At 31.2% G+C, this 17,318-nt stretch carries 10 protein-coding genes and 2 pseudogenes; 3 read left to right on the top strand and 9 right to left on the bottom strand.

The features are described 5' to 3' along the window. Positions 1-437 precede the first annotated feature (437 nt). From ACUXVC_RS09340 to ACUXVC_RS09310, 7 genes and pseudogenes are all read right to left on the bottom strand, one after another. The gene (locus tag ACUXVC_RS09340; protein WP_446026012.1) at positions 438-4,256 is read right to left on the bottom strand and encodes an SIR2 family NAD-dependent protein deacylase; all 3,819 of its coding nucleotides are present in this window, start codon (positions 4,254-4,256) and stop codon (positions 438-440) included. 339 nt (positions 4,257-4,595) lie between these two features. After that, positions 4,596-6,182 (bottom strand): protein kinase domain-containing protein, encoded by a 1,587-nt coding sequence (locus ACUXVC_RS09335; RefSeq protein ID WP_446026011.1) that lies wholly within the window; start codon positions 6,180-6,182, stop codon positions 4,596-4,598. 62 nt (positions 6,183-6,244) lie between these two features. Next, positions 6,245-7,308 (bottom strand): annotated as a pseudogene (locus ACUXVC_RS09330) (PIN-like domain-containing protein). Continuing rightward, entirely contained in the window at positions 7,275-7,742 is a 468-nt protein-coding gene (locus ACUXVC_RS09325) for a PIN-like domain-containing protein (protein WP_002162854.1), read from the bottom strand. Before ACUXVC_RS09325 ends, ACUXVC_RS09330 begins: the two are co-directional and overlap by 34 nt. A gap of 190 nt (positions 7,743-7,932) precedes the next feature. Next, positions 7,933-8,082 (bottom strand): annotated as a pseudogene (locus ACUXVC_RS09320) (type I restriction endonuclease); the annotation flags it as partial. Between the two features lie 83 nt (positions 8,083-8,165). After that, positions 8,166-9,509, bottom strand: coding sequence for a DUF262 domain-containing protein (locus tag ACUXVC_RS09315; protein WP_446026010.1), 1,344 nt, complete (start codon positions 9,507-9,509; stop codon positions 8,166-8,168). 724 nt (positions 9,510-10,233) lie between these two features. Further along, entirely contained in the window at positions 10,234-10,551 is a 318-nt protein-coding gene (locus tag ACUXVC_RS09310; RefSeq protein ID WP_000400341.1) for a hypothetical protein, read from the bottom strand. Positions 10,552-11,506: 955 nt separating this feature from the next. Here ACUXVC_RS09310 and ACUXVC_RS09305 point away from each other — a divergent pair. Beyond that, entirely contained in the window at positions 11,507-12,046 is a 540-nt protein-coding gene (locus tag ACUXVC_RS09305) for a hypothetical protein (protein WP_075720165.1), read from the top strand. Positions 12,047-12,097: 51 nt separating this feature from the next. On the opposite strand, the gene ACUXVC_RS09300 is transcribed toward ACUXVC_RS09305, so the two are convergent. Next, positions 12,098-13,738, bottom strand: coding sequence for a multicopper oxidase family protein (locus ACUXVC_RS09300; protein ID WP_446026009.1), 1,641 nt, complete (start codon positions 13,736-13,738; stop codon positions 12,098-12,100). A 362-nt stretch (positions 13,739-14,100) separates the two neighbouring features. Here ACUXVC_RS09300 and ACUXVC_RS09295 point away from each other — a divergent pair, with 362 nt between their 5' ends. Further along, positions 14,101-14,736: a pentapeptide repeat-containing protein gene (locus ACUXVC_RS09295; RefSeq protein ID WP_000687268.1), complete on the top strand. Its 636-nt coding sequence runs from the start codon at positions 14,101-14,103 to the stop codon at positions 14,734-14,736. Between the two features lie 94 nt (positions 14,737-14,830). Here ACUXVC_RS09295 and ACUXVC_RS09290 read toward each other — a convergent pair whose 3' ends face one another. Continuing rightward, a complete protein-coding gene (locus ACUXVC_RS09290; protein ID WP_446026008.1) occupies positions 14,831-16,114 on the bottom strand; it encodes an aminopeptidase P family protein in 1,284 nt (427 codons plus the stop codon). A gap of 220 nt (positions 16,115-16,334) precedes the next feature. On the opposite strand from ACUXVC_RS09290, the gene ACUXVC_RS09285 reads away from it, so the two are divergent. Further along, the gene (locus tag ACUXVC_RS09285) at positions 16,335-17,318 is read left to right on the top strand and encodes a F510_1955 family glycosylhydrolase (RefSeq protein ID WP_069355411.1); all 984 of its coding nucleotides are present in this window, start codon (positions 16,335-16,337) and stop codon (positions 17,316-17,318) included.

The raw sequence follows: 17,318 nt of genomic DNA, 5'->3' as shown, positions 1-17,318 counted from the left end.
CCAGCGGGGTTCCCCCCGATAATTCACAAATCTCGAATGTCTATAATGTATTATACTGTTTCTAAGTTTTACTTTCAAAATAACTTAAAGAATCCTTACTTGTAGAAACGTCTCTTTTGAAATACAACAAGCGTATAATTTACCAAATTCGACTTTATATATATAAGCACTATTGACCTGTTTTCTGTCTTTAATTAAATGTAAAAAGCCAAGATTAACTATTTATTTTATAAAGTTTAATCAGAAATATTTTTTGGGATTTTATTTAGTAAGAAACAAACAGAAACCACCTTGAAATAATAGTGATGGTAATAACTTATCTATAAATCCTGGTACAAGGATTACTTTATACGCTGCAGAAAAAACAAAAAAATATTAATACAAGACACCCCTTTAGATATATCATATCTAAAGGGGGAAAACTATTGTTATTGTGTTTAGTTTGAAAATAAATGTAAATGCCTTCTTACTTCTGGTAACCTATCAGTTTCACATATCTTTTGCCACTTAATTAATATATCTGGCGTACCTTTTTTCTTCTCTTGAAACACTTTATAGGCTACACCAGCCAGCCTCACACATAGTTCTCTATATATTGCATATGATGATTTAGGAAACAGTTGAAATTCACTCTCTTTTGTTAAAACCTTTATATCTACTTCTTCGATAAGGTACTCCAAACCTTCTAACACATAATTCCAGTGCATCTCATTTAGTACATTAGGGACATACAGTATACAATCCCCTATGTCTCCTAATAAGTTATCTAATTTAGGTTGACGACGACTATAAACTTTATTTATCCAATTGTCAACAAGAATATTTGGAATTTCTGGTGCAATCCCTATTTGCTCGTATATAATCCAGTGCAAGCAACCTTTACTTGAGTACTTTACTCTATTTTTATCACTTGACTCTAAATCTTTTTTTAACATTTGATATACATAATCTATATCGTAAATCTTCAAATGTAAGGTTGCCGGCAGAACATGAGAGATTTGAATTCCCTTTCTTTTAAGACCTTCAAGTAATTCCTTTATCTCCATTTTGATTTTATCATCAATACTCTTTAATTTTAAAAATATTACGGTAACCATTAAATACGCAAGATTATACATGTGAGTTTCAGGATTTTCATGAAAATCCCCTTCACCTAATATATTAAATTTCTCCTTTTCCTTCTCCCACCAAGCCAGCACTTTCTTTAACAATATTATACAATCTTCTTCACTGTAATTTATATCCGTCTCACTCTTTAGGTCTGGGAATAAGGAAGGAGCGCTATTAATCCATTCAGTTACAAATTCAGCGAATTCAATACCACCACTATATCCACCAATTTCCGTGAAAACTCCTGGTATATCTTGCTTCACTATCCAATTATAATAATTCTGTTTAACCTGTTCCTCATCTTTTTTAGGCAAACGTAAAAAGAAACTGTTAAAAAATTTAAAAGTACATGGTAACCCCGTCTGCTTGTCAATTCGACTGTATAAGGCCTCAGCAAATTCCCCACACTGTCCTTTTGTTAACCCACAAATTTCAAATAAACTATTTAACCTTACTATTGCATTATCTCTAGCAGAATTGTTGAAATCTCTAACCAATTTTATTAACCTTGTAATGGCATTATCCCAAGCTTCATCCGTTCGATTAACCTTATAATTTCCGCTCCATTTTATGTGTCCAAAAGGCTCAAACCACCTTGGCTTTTTCTCTAAATCAAACCCTTTTTCTCCAATTATCGGGAGTTCCAACAACGTATTTAATTGTTGATATATTTCCTCATCACTCATGTCATATAATACCCTTTTAAACATGGAATTCAATTGAGAGTGCACAAGATGGAATTGTTGAATTTCCTTTGACTTATACATTTTTATCATTAAATTAAAAACTTCTTTCTTTTTCTCTTTTGAAAACCGAAAATATATCCTAGATATAATTTCTATTAAGTTAGGTAAGAGCCTACTAGAAAAACTAGCAATATCCTCCTCTTGAGAAATCCTACTCATCGCTTGCACAAGCGATGGAACAAATAATTCATAAAAAATTTCAACTTGTTCTTTTGTTAAAGAAACAATAAATTCCCTTGTAAATATTTTCTCAATTTCTTTGGTATCTCCTGTCCTAATTAAAGCACTCATTGCTAGCAAAGGTGCAGAATGTTCTATCCATTTTGTTGCATTTATAACAGATTTTTTATACATCGTTACTATTCCACATCTTTTAGGCATAGCTACTTCTTCAAACAAACGTAAAAAAGCAAAAGATAAACGTATTTCTTCTGCAAAAACGCTTCCATAGGAATAATGGCGCTTTATTATTCCTGGATCGAACCCTTGCGTAATACTAACATTTCCTTTCCATCTAGGAACAGAGTCTTTTAATAAAGAATCCATTACTTCCACTTCTTGAAATGGGTTACATTTGTATTGCGAAAGTTTTGTCCATCTATCACGATACTCCCCAAAATCATTTTCAAAATCACCATTATTCTTAATACTCCTTAATAAAACCATTGTCCATCCTTCTTGAGAAAGTAAAGAAACATCTACTCTATTGGCCTGTAATCGTATACGAATATCTTCTAAAGCTTCTTCACACTCTCTTTCAGCTTCCCTCATCTCACCTAATTCAGCAAGTATAGATGCCCTTTTAACCTGCCAAAAAGGAAAGTTTTTATTTCTTGGCCACTCTTTGAGAACACGCTGAATACCTTCCTGATCCAATTTGAACAAATTAAAGAGCGCTTTTTCATAGTACCACCTTGAAGTCCACTCAGGACTTTGCTTCACAACATCCTCAATGGTATCCATCCAATAATCGAATTCCGCTACTTTGTGATCCCCTCTAACTTCTCTTATAATCGCAAATATTAATTCCACCCAACACTTTTGTAAAAATTGCCAATCAATAGTTGATGTCAAATTTGACTTGAAATCTTTTAATTTTTCCTGATTTCTATATATATTTTTAGTTTGAAAGATTGCATTAAATTTCTCTATGATTACAACCATTTTACTAATATTTTCAGTGTATAACGGTACTAGTGAAGTCTCAATTCTCCAATTCAACTCATATAGAAGCATTAGTGCATCTACATAAGTTAACTTATCAAGATTATTTAGTATAGGATTGATTGCTCTATCAGTTTCTCTCCAAAGGCTATCTCGATTGTTTTTAGGAGTAATTATCCAACCGGGATGTAACATATGTATATGCTTCCAATCCTTTAAAATTTTTAATAGATCCTTTTCTTCGACTTTTTTACCAAAACCAAAATCCATTTCAATATTTGGAATATCAAGATTTTGCACAGGTATATATGGCAAATCCTCATGCTTACTATGAATAACGTTTTCTACATTAGGCCACCTTAACACGTCTGCTTTTCTACCATATTTTAGATTTAATAAAAACCATTCTAACGCTTTTTTATGCTTTAATATCCCAGGATATTTATAGTCTGGAAATAACGGCGAAAAATCAATCGGGGTAATTCCTCTTGCCTCTAACATTCTTCTTTGGGTAGAAGAAACAAATCCACAAAAGTAAATAGGCGGAGTATTTTTACCTAAATTATCTCTTACCCAACCTATCCAATTTAAGAAATTCGGATCATCTCCCGAAAAGCCAATCAAACATAATACGTTCTCCATAATTGTTTGTTGTACCATATTAACAAACGGAGCATAATTTATTGGGTAAGTTCGATAGTCCTCTTCACTAAAAATAAAAGGGCGATGCGAAGGGAAACTTCCATGTAATTTTACTATCCTAGGTTTCATACGATTTGGAATATCTGAGGTATTTAAAACTAAATTATATTTTCTATCATATATGTATTTTGTGGTTCTTTCTAAAAGAGTGTCATAATTTGTGGTATAAACATCTGCCCATGGCAAAGACAACAACACTTTATGTAGGCTACCCGGTACATAATTTTCATCCGGTAGAGAACTTATAATTAATTCGTCAAGAGCTTGTCTTCCAAAAACCTCTTCATATTCACTCGCAAGTTTCAGGACATCTTGATTATAACTGCTACTATAAGGATATAATCCAGCTTTCATTTTTTCTCCTAGTTGATTCCAGAGTAAAAAAGAACCTGAATTATCAGACAATTTATCAGCATTCATACTAAAACCTGCCCCTACCATTATTGAAACATTCCCATATTCTCTTTCACACCAAAGATTCTCTCGTATTTTTTCAATATGATGTTGATCAGGTAAATAAATTATATCTTCCATAATTCTCCCTCCTCCTTAAGTAATAATTTTATTATTACCACTACCATAATGATGGTAAATCATACAATGCACCCGTTGTAAAAATAGGTAGTTTTTTCTAATTTCATTATAACAACGAACAAACATTCTCACAATGAGTACCTGTGAAAATAGATGTATTTAATATACAGATTCATTTAAAGTAAGGTCCTATATGTGTCTGTAGATATGGATTCAAAAGTTAAAGTTACAGTAACACTTATATTATTTAATTAAGTTTTAATAATTATATAGGTCGATATTAAAAAGTATCAAATATTTTAAGGTAAAACATTTGATACTTTAGGCTATTAGTCAGTTTTATGACATTCGGAAAACACCATCAACTTGTATATTACTCTTTAATTCTTCATCTGTCATAACTCGAATTTTTTTAAGTTTTTCAAATAGGTCATCTTCCAGAGGATTATGATGAGCAATATCCCAAAAGTATGGTTTTAATATTTCATGTTTATATACATATCGCAATAATACCATGTATTCTCTGAAATCATCTGCATTAAATTTGGAATGCCTTCCATCATAAGTAGTACTGATATGATTATATATAGATCCTTTAGGAACAATTAAAAATGAACCATTAAACCAACGTTTAATACTAAATAATGCTCGTTCATCATTTTCTCTATATGGCTCATACTCTTTATTTTCATTGACGATTAAATCTTCTGAAGATAATACTCCAAAATCATTTAAGTATTCTTTCATCATTTTTTCATTTTCTGCAACTATCTCGGGATATATAGGACTTAATCTTTCAAACTCTAAACGAAAATAACCAAATTCCGGATCCTCGTTTGGTAACTCCCATATTAATTTTTTTATTTTAAAAATCTGTGACATGTTAGGACCAAATTTAAGCATAACCATATCTTTTTCTATATCATCAAACATTTCGATACCTATTGAATCCATTCCCCCGCCATCATGGATAAAAGTATGATTGAAGTTTACAATAGATAATTGCTTAAGAATTTCTACTACTTGACTTTTGTCTCTCCAAATTACTGTACTTGGATATTTTTGATGAATAATATTTTGTTCTATGAATCGCCAACGGCTCATATCAACTTTAGCACTATCTTTAGATATTTCTTCCCACTCTATTAATCTACTTAAAAACTCCTCAATTGTGGGCCTTTTCTCCGGAATTTCAGCTGTTGAATCCATTAGCAATTGATATAATTCTACAAAATGTATTTCTTTATATTTATTTTGCATTTTCTGATTTTCAAAACAATTAAACTGACCATCAAATGCAAATTCCTCTCCAGTAAGTATAATCCAAAGTGTTTTTGCAAAGGAATAAACGTCTGCTGGCCTTGAATCTTGAACTAAAGAAGGCGTTCTCATTTCAGGAGCCATTGTTTTTCGGTTCCCTATAGGTTCATTCCCTCTAGTTAACTCTTCTTTTTCAGGGAAATCGATTAGACCAAAATCTCCAAAACAATACTCATCTTGATAATAAAGGATATTTTCCGGCTTTATGTCTCGATGCGAAATTGTTTTGGAATGCAGCTCGCCTAATGTTTTTGCCAAGCTTTTGAAAATATTTATTAAATCATAAATATTATTGTAATCCTTAATCTTTTCTTCTAAAGGAATTGCTATGGGCATTACAAAATAATAATCACCTGTTTCTTCGCAAGGTAATTTATAATCAAATACAGGAATTATTCCCCTTTGCCCCTCTTCATAGAGCTTATGGACTTTAATTGCTTCAGTTTTAAATCTTTCTAATTTTGATCTTGTATAGTGCCCCGTAACTTCCTTTATTTTCGAAATTTTGATAGCAAATTCCTCTTTGGAATCATTCTCCATTAGAAAAACTCGACCATTCCCGCCTTCACCAAGTTGTTCAATTCTTTTATAATTAGAGTACCGCATTCATTAGTCTCCTTTATAATAATATTTCTTTGGCTTATTGCTTATTTAATTAAGTCTTAAAATTAGTGGTTTTTCTCACAATCCGTACAATAAGCACCAGCAAGCTCACCTATTTCAAAGAAGTTCCCGCAATCTGGACATCCTTCATATTTTAGAGAACAATTATTACAAATGTTTTTACCTTTGTGGGTGAGATATTCAGCTGGATTTCTGTTACAATCTTCACAAATTTCTTCCCCTGTTTCCCAATCAACTAACCTAGTTTTTCTTTGGATATCTTGAACATCAAATCCATTGACGATAATTTTGAGTGTATTATGATCTATAAAATTAACTTCATCTAAAGTTATAGCAAATTCAATAGTTATTAGACCTGCGAGCTTTAGTAATGCCTCGTATGAATGTTCATAGTCCTTTGTAACAAGCTCATAAATTATAGTACCAATATAAGTTTCAAAACTAGCCTCTATAATTGCTTCCTTGTTCTTAAGATCTATTGTATTTATTTCAATTTCTGGCATGCGATATGATGTAATTACAACATTTGAAAGTAAATGTTCTATTAAATTTTCAACGTCACCACTATGATTTAGGTAAAAAGAAAGACCACTTTCATGTAATATATTTTTCCAATCCAATTCTGATATTAAATTTAGTATGATTTCATTGGCATTCATCTCTATTTGAGTTTTATTCTTTATAATAATTTGATTTATTTCTGAAATATAATCTATAAAATTATTACGACTCATCAAAACAAATTGTTCATTACTATATTCAGAGAATTCTATAGTTAATTCTTCTCTTGGTTTTAAAGGTACTTTATTTTTTTCTAAAACCCACCAATCTTCTTTAACATCTTGAGTAACAAGTATTACTGGATTTGTGGTGGAGCTAGCTTTTTTAAAATCTGTTTCCAAAGAATTAAATCACCAAATTTTTGTCTCTTAGTTTCATCTTTCTGATCTTTTTGTAAATCCTCATATCCAGGTGGAATTTTATATTTATACCTTTGCTCTCCCTCTGTATACAATTTTAATAATGTAGAAATATTGAACGGACTACCCACATTTCCATGTTCTTTAATTGTATCTATAAATAATTGAATTTTATCTTTACTAAGCATTTTTTATTTTGTTTAATTTCTTCTTTAATATCTTCCTCATATTTTTTTGCTTCATCACATATCAACGAAATCATCTTATTAATTTTATTTTCTAATGTGGTGACATGTGGGAATTTAAATTTAGTATACTGAGCAAAACTCTTCGAAATTTCATTGCGTGCTTTTGTCATTGTCGATTCAACTTTTGCAGGTACATCTTTGTATTTATTGTATTGTCCACTTTTTACTTGTTCTTTATTTTTATCAAATTCTTCTAAAATTTGTGCGGGAATCCAAAATTGGTCTAATGGGATAGAATTCATTACTCTTAATATATCCTCTGTAGTATCTGAAGAGCATTTATAAAGATTTAGAAATATATTAGTATCAATAACTATAATGGGATTCTTACTCCATATTTTTTGAAAATCTTTGAATGGATATTTATTAGACACTTATAGTCTCCTTCCTGAACTGAATCTAAGTTTGTATGTTTTGTTCTTTTATACAACTTGTAACCTCTTATTTTGTAGGACATCCTATCACCAAGCTTTTTCTCACCATGTTCGATGAATAATCTTTCACTCTGTAAAGCACTTTTTGTTTTTTGAAACTAATAATAGGTATTATTAGTTTTCTTTATCTTTATTCGTGAAATAATTTTTGGAATGAATACCTGCGACAATGTTGAATTTGATTAAAGACCTCTTTAAAATCTAGTCCTCTACGCTTAAATTCAAGTTGAACGATTGGAAATCCATTGATTAAAACTGTCACATCATAGCGGTTCTCATATTTTCCTACAACTGTTGCCTATGTTGTTAATTGAAATAAAATCTCCTTTTTTATGACTATAAATTTATATTGCTTTTTTATCCCTATACTAATTTATTATTTTTGGAACTCATAGATTTCTGTAAACTCTGAACATAGGTTAAAAACTCAAGTGTATTTTTTATTTTAGATTCAACAGCCCAGTTATTTACACCTTTGTTATACTTTGAAAAAGACTCACGAACTGTTTTAGTAGTCATTTTTTCACCAACCCAGTTTAAGACGTATTCCTCTTTTATATTTCCTAATTTATAAGGTACCTTATACTTAATTAGTATATTCTTATTCAGTAGTATATCTAAATTATTACTAATCACACTATTCGATAGTGAATTAATACACTCTTCATCTATTAGACAACCTGACCATTCTTGAATAGCTTCTTTTTTATATGCTTCTACTAATGCTTTTCCTACAACTGTAAACCTATGGATTAAAATATCCCCCTTAGATTTATCATGTTTTTGTGTCACAAGGGGCCCTTTTGCAATCGCACCTCTTAATGGAATTCCAGCTTTCATACTATTATATAAGACCTCTCTAACTACAAGTATTAAATCCATAAAATCCCAAGGATGATCATGATTAGTCCATAATAGTATACTGTCCGAAATAACCAGCGTATTTACTGAAGCGTACTCTAAATTTGGATTAGCATTACCATTTTCGTCAATATTTATCTGTCCCTTTGAAAGAGCATTTTCTACACTTCCGTCAATAATCTTAGAATATAGATCTATTAAATCCTTATTACTATTATTATTTACCAAATCTTTGAATCCTAATATATCTAAAAATGCAAAAAATACTTCTTTCTCTTTAACTTCTTCAACTTTCACAATACTTCCTTGATTAATTCCTCTAAATATTCGGCTTAGTTCAGATTCATTCAATTTATCTATATAATTTAAGTGTATTTTAATTTCCTTTATTTTTTTGGTATGCTTTTTTTCTTCATATGAACCAATTCTATCATTTATATATGAACGAATCTGTTCAGCATTTTGTTTATCCTCTTCTGTTATATTATTGTATTCTATTGATAGAGTACCATCACCATAATCATCATTTACCCATCCTATTAAAGTACTTAATCTATGAGCCCCATCAATTATTAAGACTTTATCATCATTTAATTTCAAAACGTTAACTATTACCACTGTATCCCCTTCTATCACACCTTCTAAATACTTCATAATAGTTGACATTCCCCAAGAAATCTTTCTTTGATATATTGGTTTTCTTATACTTGATAAGAATGCTGATCCACTCAATAAATTATTAAGAGAAATTAAATCGTTATTTTTTTCATTTATTTTTATTGAACTTCTATCCTCTATCCCTACTTCTTCCTTTTCAATTAAAAAATCTAAATTTACACTATTCATTTATTTTCTCCATTCTACATTTTTTAAACTGATGAAAATAATCCTCTTTCTTACATAATCCCCCTCGAGAAACATCTATATATATCGCATTGAAAATATTATACTGTTAATGATTCAAACAAATAAAAAGGTCTGCTTACTTTTTCAGACCTTTTTATAAATGAAACGAATGAAATATTATAACCATTATATATTTTTATCTCATGGTATTTATTGTAAGGTCGCAATATCAAAAATTTTATACAAAGAATACTAAATGGATTAGGAATGTGCAGCAACCTTTCAAAACGCTTACCATCATCTGATTATGATTAAATTGGGATAACATTAATTCTTAAACCTATTATAATAGAATGATGCACTCCACTATTTGTAGTACAAACTCTGCACACCTTAAATAACTTCCTTTGATAGAGGTTTTTTCTAATAAAAACCTCTATCCCTATTCATTATAAGTGAACGTATTTTTTCATACACAAGAGATTAGCAAAAGGCTTTGGTACGGAGCTTTTTTTATGTATGCCAATTCCTCTAAAAGATTGCAAGAATTACAGCTTTAAAAGTGTATTCATATTACAAATACGGATACACCGACATAATACTTATACCGCAACTTATAATTCTATCGCCTATTTATTAACGCTTTTAACAAGTGCAAGGATTACTGTCATTTACTTTTTATGGTTCAAGACTTTTCTTATATCACACTTTACTCTCTCGGCAGCTATAATATGTGTGGCTTCTGCTTTGTAGGTCTTTGTGGATTACTACCATTTAAAATCATTTGAAGCCTATGGAAGGGTCTTAAGTAACTGCTTATTCTCCCTTTATAATCTAAAAGTTCGGTGTAAAAGACCTGCGCGTTTCCATATTTCCTTATGCCCCAATCAATTTGAAAGAACAAATGGTTCACATATTTTCCATCAATTGTTGTTTCATACTCCCATTTACAAACACGTCGTCCTTGCTGATCATAAGTATAACCACGTACTATAAAAGCTCTAGGATTATTTGTATCCACTTCCCAAATTTTGTGTTCCAAAATTCTATCCCCCACTAATCATATTTTATTTCTACTGAAAAATAAGCATAGAAAAGCCCTCTTACTATGAGTTCTTCTTACTTATATATACTAGTGCTCCAAAATCTGAATACGGGTTACTTATCCAAGGGCGCAGCCACATTATACAAAGAGATACAATAATATATTTATACTATACCGATAACTAGCTTATTGTCTAGATAACTAATTATTATCTATTGCCTGATTAAACCTCTTACCATAAATCCCCCATTTTTATGCTCTTTCGTATATAAGTATATAATTTTTTATTTTTCATTAATTTAGTCTTAAACGACTACGGAAACCTCGTGACTTTACTTCAAATCCACAACTACTCTTCTCATTCCTCACGTCCCTTTTCATAATTTGAATATATTAGATAAACTAGTTAAATATATCTCTATTCCTTTGCTATTTCATTACAAATAACATAATTACTTTATTGTATATTTACTCACTACTGTTATTTGAACTATTCCATAATAATAGTCAAACAAATATAGTCTTCTTAACCCTTTATGTGACAAGGATTAAGAAGACTATATAAAGTGTATTTATGATTGTTTGTCCATCCTTATCCATATAAAATAATTAATTTCATTTTATAACTCCCTATCTGTATTCCAGTGTTACTTTCATTGTCTATATGTTTAGAAGCGATGATAAAACAACAATCTTATTTATCATTCGCAGTTTGTCTCGCAAATGTGAGACCTATAATATTATACGCTTATTCTTTATGGCTTCACAATAGAAACTCATAATATAACAATTTCTTTCACATGCTTACAATTAAAAAAGACGCCCTAAAAAATCAAGCGTTCCTTTGCTTACATCTATGAAATTGTGCAGATAATATGCAGATATTAATAAGCATAAGTACCCTACATATAAACATATGATGAAATGAACGATAGGACAAGGAGGTATCATAATGTTTGCTTATACGTTAACTACCTTAACACTTTGCTGTACCTCGATTCTTATTACATCCTATATTTCTAAACGTAAGGGTACCCTAATGGAGTATATGGTATTTATTATGTCTTTTAGTATGAGTATCGGTTTAAGTATTGGTTTTTACTTAGGCATTCTCTTTAAGGGGGAATTACTATATTCTACTTTGCTTGCTATTTTAATTAGTGGTTTTATCGGTTTCTTAATCGGTCTACGTTTTCACCTATATACTGCTTTAGAAGGAATGTTCTCTGGATTAATGGCAAGTATGATGGGAGCAATGATTACAGAAATGTTAAACGCTCAACAAGCTCATAGTATATTGTTCATTAGCCTTTTACTTACTATAACGATTACTATGTCCTGTGTGATTCAATTATTATCGGAGAACTTTTCTACTTTTATCCAACAGCGTTTTTTGTTATTACTTTCAATTAGTGTAGTAATTATCGTTGCCGTATTCGCGACATTCCCAGATCATACTCCTTCACCTGGGCATAATCAACATATACATTAGTACTTGCAACAAAAATGAATAAGCAGCTATCCAAAGGATAACTGCTTCCTATTATTCTGGCTTATTAGGAATGTTTTGGTTTGGAACATAGTCAGATTTATAATCTGTATAGTTCACTTCCGTTACCATCCCTGCTGAAGCATGGTGTAAATCGTGACAATGGAACATCCACTTACCCGGATTGTCTGCTACAAAGGCTACTTCATATTCTTCACCCGGTTTTAAGTTCAATGTATCTTTTACAATTGGAGAACCTTCTATCGGTTTTCCATCTTTACTCAACACCTGGAAAAAGTGTCCGTGTAAATGCATTGGGTGATCATCCATTTTAGAACGATTTACCAACTTCACTTTTACTAAATCACCCTTTTTCACTTGAATTGGGTCAATATCCGGAAATACCTTTCCGTTAATTGTATATACCATTTCATTTCCATTCATTTGCGTATTTAAGTCCATATTATATGTGGCAGTATACTCTTGATTTAATGTGAAACTACCTAATTTTTTAGTACCATATTTCATTATATCTACTTTCGGTAATTTTTCGTTTTCGTCTGCTTTATCTTTCATCTCTTTGCTGCCATCATACTCAATAACAGCTTTCATTCCTTTTGCACCTTTATTTTTTGAATGGTCTTCAACATACCATTTCCCAGGATTATTAGCAGTAAATTCAATATCATAACGTTCACCCGGTGCGATTGAAATTACTTTATCCTTTATAACTTTTGGATCGTTTATTGGTTGACCATCTGTCGCAATTACTTTTATATCATGGCCATGAACATGTATATCATGTGATAGATAACCAGCATTGACGAGTCTAAGACGAACGTTATCTCCCTTATTCACTTTTAATGGCGCTACTAAATCACCGCTTTTTCCATTGATTGTGAATAAATCGTACATACTCATATCATGACCTTCCATCTTCATATTTCCATGGTCCATTCCTTCCATATTACTAGAGTCTTTTTTATCACTGCCCATGTTCATATCAGAATGATCCATGCCGTTCTTATCATCATTCTTTTCCCCATTTTCATTACCTTTAGATTTATTACCTATTTGCCCTTTTGTCATTTCTTTTAACTGCTTATTCATTTCTTCTTTATCTGTAACCCATTCATCCAACATTAATGTGTAATCTTTATCATATTTTTCCTTTGTATCTTCTACAATGAGCGCTCCATACAAACCTCTATCTAATTGATTTACAGAATCTTGATGCGAGTGATACCAGTACGTTCCTGGTACGTTCGCTTCAAATTCGTAAGTGAAACTTTTTCCTGGTTCAACTGCATCTTGTGTCACGCCTGGAATTCCATCCATGTTATTTGGGACAGGATATCCATGCCAATGAATAGATACTGGTGCAGATAATTCATTTTTTAATGTCACTTTCACCTTTTCACCTTTTTTCACCCGAATTTCTGAACCAGGAGATGAGCCATTAAATGTCCAGACTGGAACAATAACACCGTTACTTAATTTTTGCTTTTCTTCTTTCGCTATTAAAGTAACTTCTGGTCCTTTTTCAACCTTCAATGGTGTTGTAGCTGTTTCAGTCTGTAGTGTTTTTTTATCATTCATATTTTTATGATCATTTGTTGTATTTGTCGTCACAGAACAGGCAGCAATTAAAAATATTACAGAGACTGTAATGGCTGCTAATACAAATCGCTTCATGGAAAATCCCCCCTTTTTCTTTTTCAAAATCATTATAGAAGTTGATTTTCAAGAAAATAAGGAGATGTAATTAGATCTTACGTAAGCTAATTGGAAGATTACTAAAAGCGGAGACATTACAAGAGGCGAATATTTTAGGAATACAAAATGCTTTCCTTGTAGCGACTATATTAGCCGTTCTCGTATTTGTTTTGACGTTATTTCTTAAGAAACAATAACACTGCTATTATTAAATAAGAAAAATGTAGCTAAAATGCTCTTCACAAAAGAACTTACATTTTTGTATAATAAGAACTAATGTTCTTTACAGACAATGGACTCAAATTACACAAATATATCAAATAGAAGAGGATTGATATACGATGAAAATTGATAGACCAAAAATTTCACCAGAGTTATCTTCAAAGAATTTTCAAGATATTTTTTATGAAGAAGATCCAACATTAGAAGTGTGTGAAATTATAGACTCCACTTTCGAAAATGAATCTGTAGATAGAGTGCGATTGTATGATGCAGTGATAAAGAATTGTAAATTCACTAATACAGACTTTAGCAATATTGATATTACAGATGTTTGTTTTGAAAACTGCGATTTATCAAATGTTAATTTAAGCAATTCTTCTGTTCATAGAGTCGAATTTAAAAACAGTAAATTAATCGGGGTTAATTTTGCAGAATCTAGCTTAGGAAATGTTAAATTTGAGAATTCAATTTTGAATTTAGCAGCATTTGGAAATTCTAAACTAGAAAAAATTATATTTAATGAAACTTCATTAAATAATGCAGATTTTTTTGACTGTAAACTTAAAAAAGTTGAATTCCAATTATGTAGTCTTGATGAAGCTAATTTTGATCAGACATCACTGAAGGGGATAGATATTAGTTCTTCTACCTTTGATACACTTACAGTTTCAGTGAACGATTTAAGAGGATGTAAAGTATCAACATATCAAGCTGTTCAGTTTGCTACTTTATTAGGATTAATAATTAAAGATTAGTATTTCGAAGAAAAGAACCCTATCCCGAATCATGGATTTTTTAATTGTCCACGATTCGAGATAAAGTTCAAATAAATTAGTGATGACTCTTTTATTATTTAACTACAGCTTGGTTTCCTTTTACATGTTCATTATTTACACTCATAAATTCTTCAATTTCTTCAACTTCTCTAATGATATCTTTTGACAAGTTTTCATACCCGTCTTTCGTTACAAGAATGTCATCTTCAATACGAATTCCAATTGATTCTTCTTCAATATAAAGACCAGGTTCAATTGTTATAACCATACCTTCTTCTAACATTCTATCTTTATATGTTCCTACATCATGTGTATCTAAACCAAGGAAATGGCTGACACCATGATAATAGTATTTTGATAACTCTTCATCTTCTTGAATTAAACCAATTGCTTTACACTCTTCTGCCAGTACCTTTTTTGTATGCTCATTTAATGCAGCGAACTTTAATCCCGGCTTAATAATCTCTGTTGTTTCTTTTAATGCTTTTAATACAATATTATAAATTTGTTTTTGACGACTAGAGAATATTCCATTTGCCGGGAATGTATAACTAATATCAGCGTTATAGTAGTCTTTTTGAGCACCTAAATCTAGCAATACTAAATCACCATTTTGAATTTGTGCATCATTATCTTCATAATGAAGAACTGTAGCATTTTTACCACTTGCCAAAATTGTATTGAACGCATGATGCTTAATGCCAGATGATTTCAGTGTAAAATCAAATTGAGCTTCTAATTCATACTCCATCATGTCTGCTTTTGCATGCTTAAGTACGTTGTAAATACCGTCTTTCGTTATAGCAATCGCTTCTTTAATAATTTCAATTTCTTCCTCGGTTTTAAAAACTCGTAATTCACAAATGTTCGGATATACATTACCAATTGTTACGTGTGGATATTTTTCTCTTACATGTTTAGCAAATGCTAATGTTTTTGTCTCCGTACCATTCCACTCGCGACGTTCTATATCTAAATATAGATGCTTCGCATTTTCTGTAAAGAGTATATTTGATACTGCTTTTTCAAAGCTATCTAAATATAAAACTTTCTTTATACCTGAAATTCCCTCTGCTTCTTCGCTAGAAACTGTCTTCCCAACCCATTTTTCCATTACTGGATCTGATTTTTCAATGAAAAGTGTCTCTTCTACACTATTCCCAAACTTTTTCAGCATAAAAATAACATTTGGTTCATCGATTCCCGTTAAGTAGTAAAAATTACGATTCGGTACAAATTTATAATGTGCATCAGCTGACATATGCGGTGCTTGTCCCGCAAATAAAATCGTAACGGATTCATCAGGTAATGTTTTCCTTAGTCTTTCTCTATTTTGAGCAAAAAATGTTGATTTCATAATAATCCCCCTAGTGTTCTATGTATGCTTGTAAAACTAATCATCAATACAATACATTCTATTATTGTTATAATTTTTCGTCAATTAATTATACTCATAGCAAAAGGAGAATTTTCATTACTAGGGCCTCTTCCACGCTAAATTATGCATACCACTCCACAATTTCTTGATATTTATTCCATATACTTAAAATCTCATATATAGGAAAGGAGCCATAACTTTGAAACATTATGTAGCAACAGGGTTAGCAATTACTTCTTTATTAATAATTTCAGGATGTTCTAGCAACGTCGAAACAGCACCAGTGAAAAAAGAAACGGTGCAATCTCAGCCAAAAAATATAGAAACAGCAAATACGAGTCCGCAAGACTTCTATAAAGAAATTACATCTGGAAAAATCGAGCACATTCACGGAATTGGCTATGCAGGAAATATGTCTGGGGTTTCTATCGCCACTCATAGCGGGATAAAAGTTTATCAAAATGGAAAATGGCTTGAAACTAAAACTGGACTACATGATTATATGGGCTTTCAGGCAACGAAGAACGGGTTCTTTGCCAGCGGTCATCCTGAACCAGGTGCAAATTTAAAAAATCCTTTAGGATTATTGAAAAGTTCTGATGGCGGTAATACCCTTGAAAAGCTAGCGTTTTATGGAGAATCCGATTTTCATAACCTTGCTGTCGGATATAATACGGAAGCAATTTATTTATACAACGAACGCCCTAATTCTGAATTACAACAAGGTTTTTATTTCAGTACGAACAACGGACAAGAATGGAAAAATAGTAAGTTAAAAGGTCTTTCAAGTACGATTCATTCCTTTTCAGTACATCCGAATCAATCTAGTGTAGTCGCGGTAAGTGCTAAAGACGGTGTTTACTTATCTACAGATTACGGAAATACATTTGAACTATTCGCTAAATCACTTGAATCGACCGCAATTACATTAAGTAATGAAGATGTTATTTACGCCCCTATTAATAAGCAAATCGTAACGAAGAAATCAATTGCTACAAATGAAGAAACAAACATACAAATTCCACCTTTAGATTCTAAAGATGCAATTATGTATATTTCACAAAACCCTCAAAATTCAGCCGAAATCGTATTTGCTACAATGAAATCAAATGTATTCCTCTCTACAGATGAGGGTAATACGTGGAAGCAGATTGCTAATGAAGGAACATTCCAATTTAAGTAG

Source organism: Bacillus sp. N6 (genome assembly GCF_052805735.1).
This window is presented reverse-complemented; position numbering and strand designations above follow the sequence as displayed.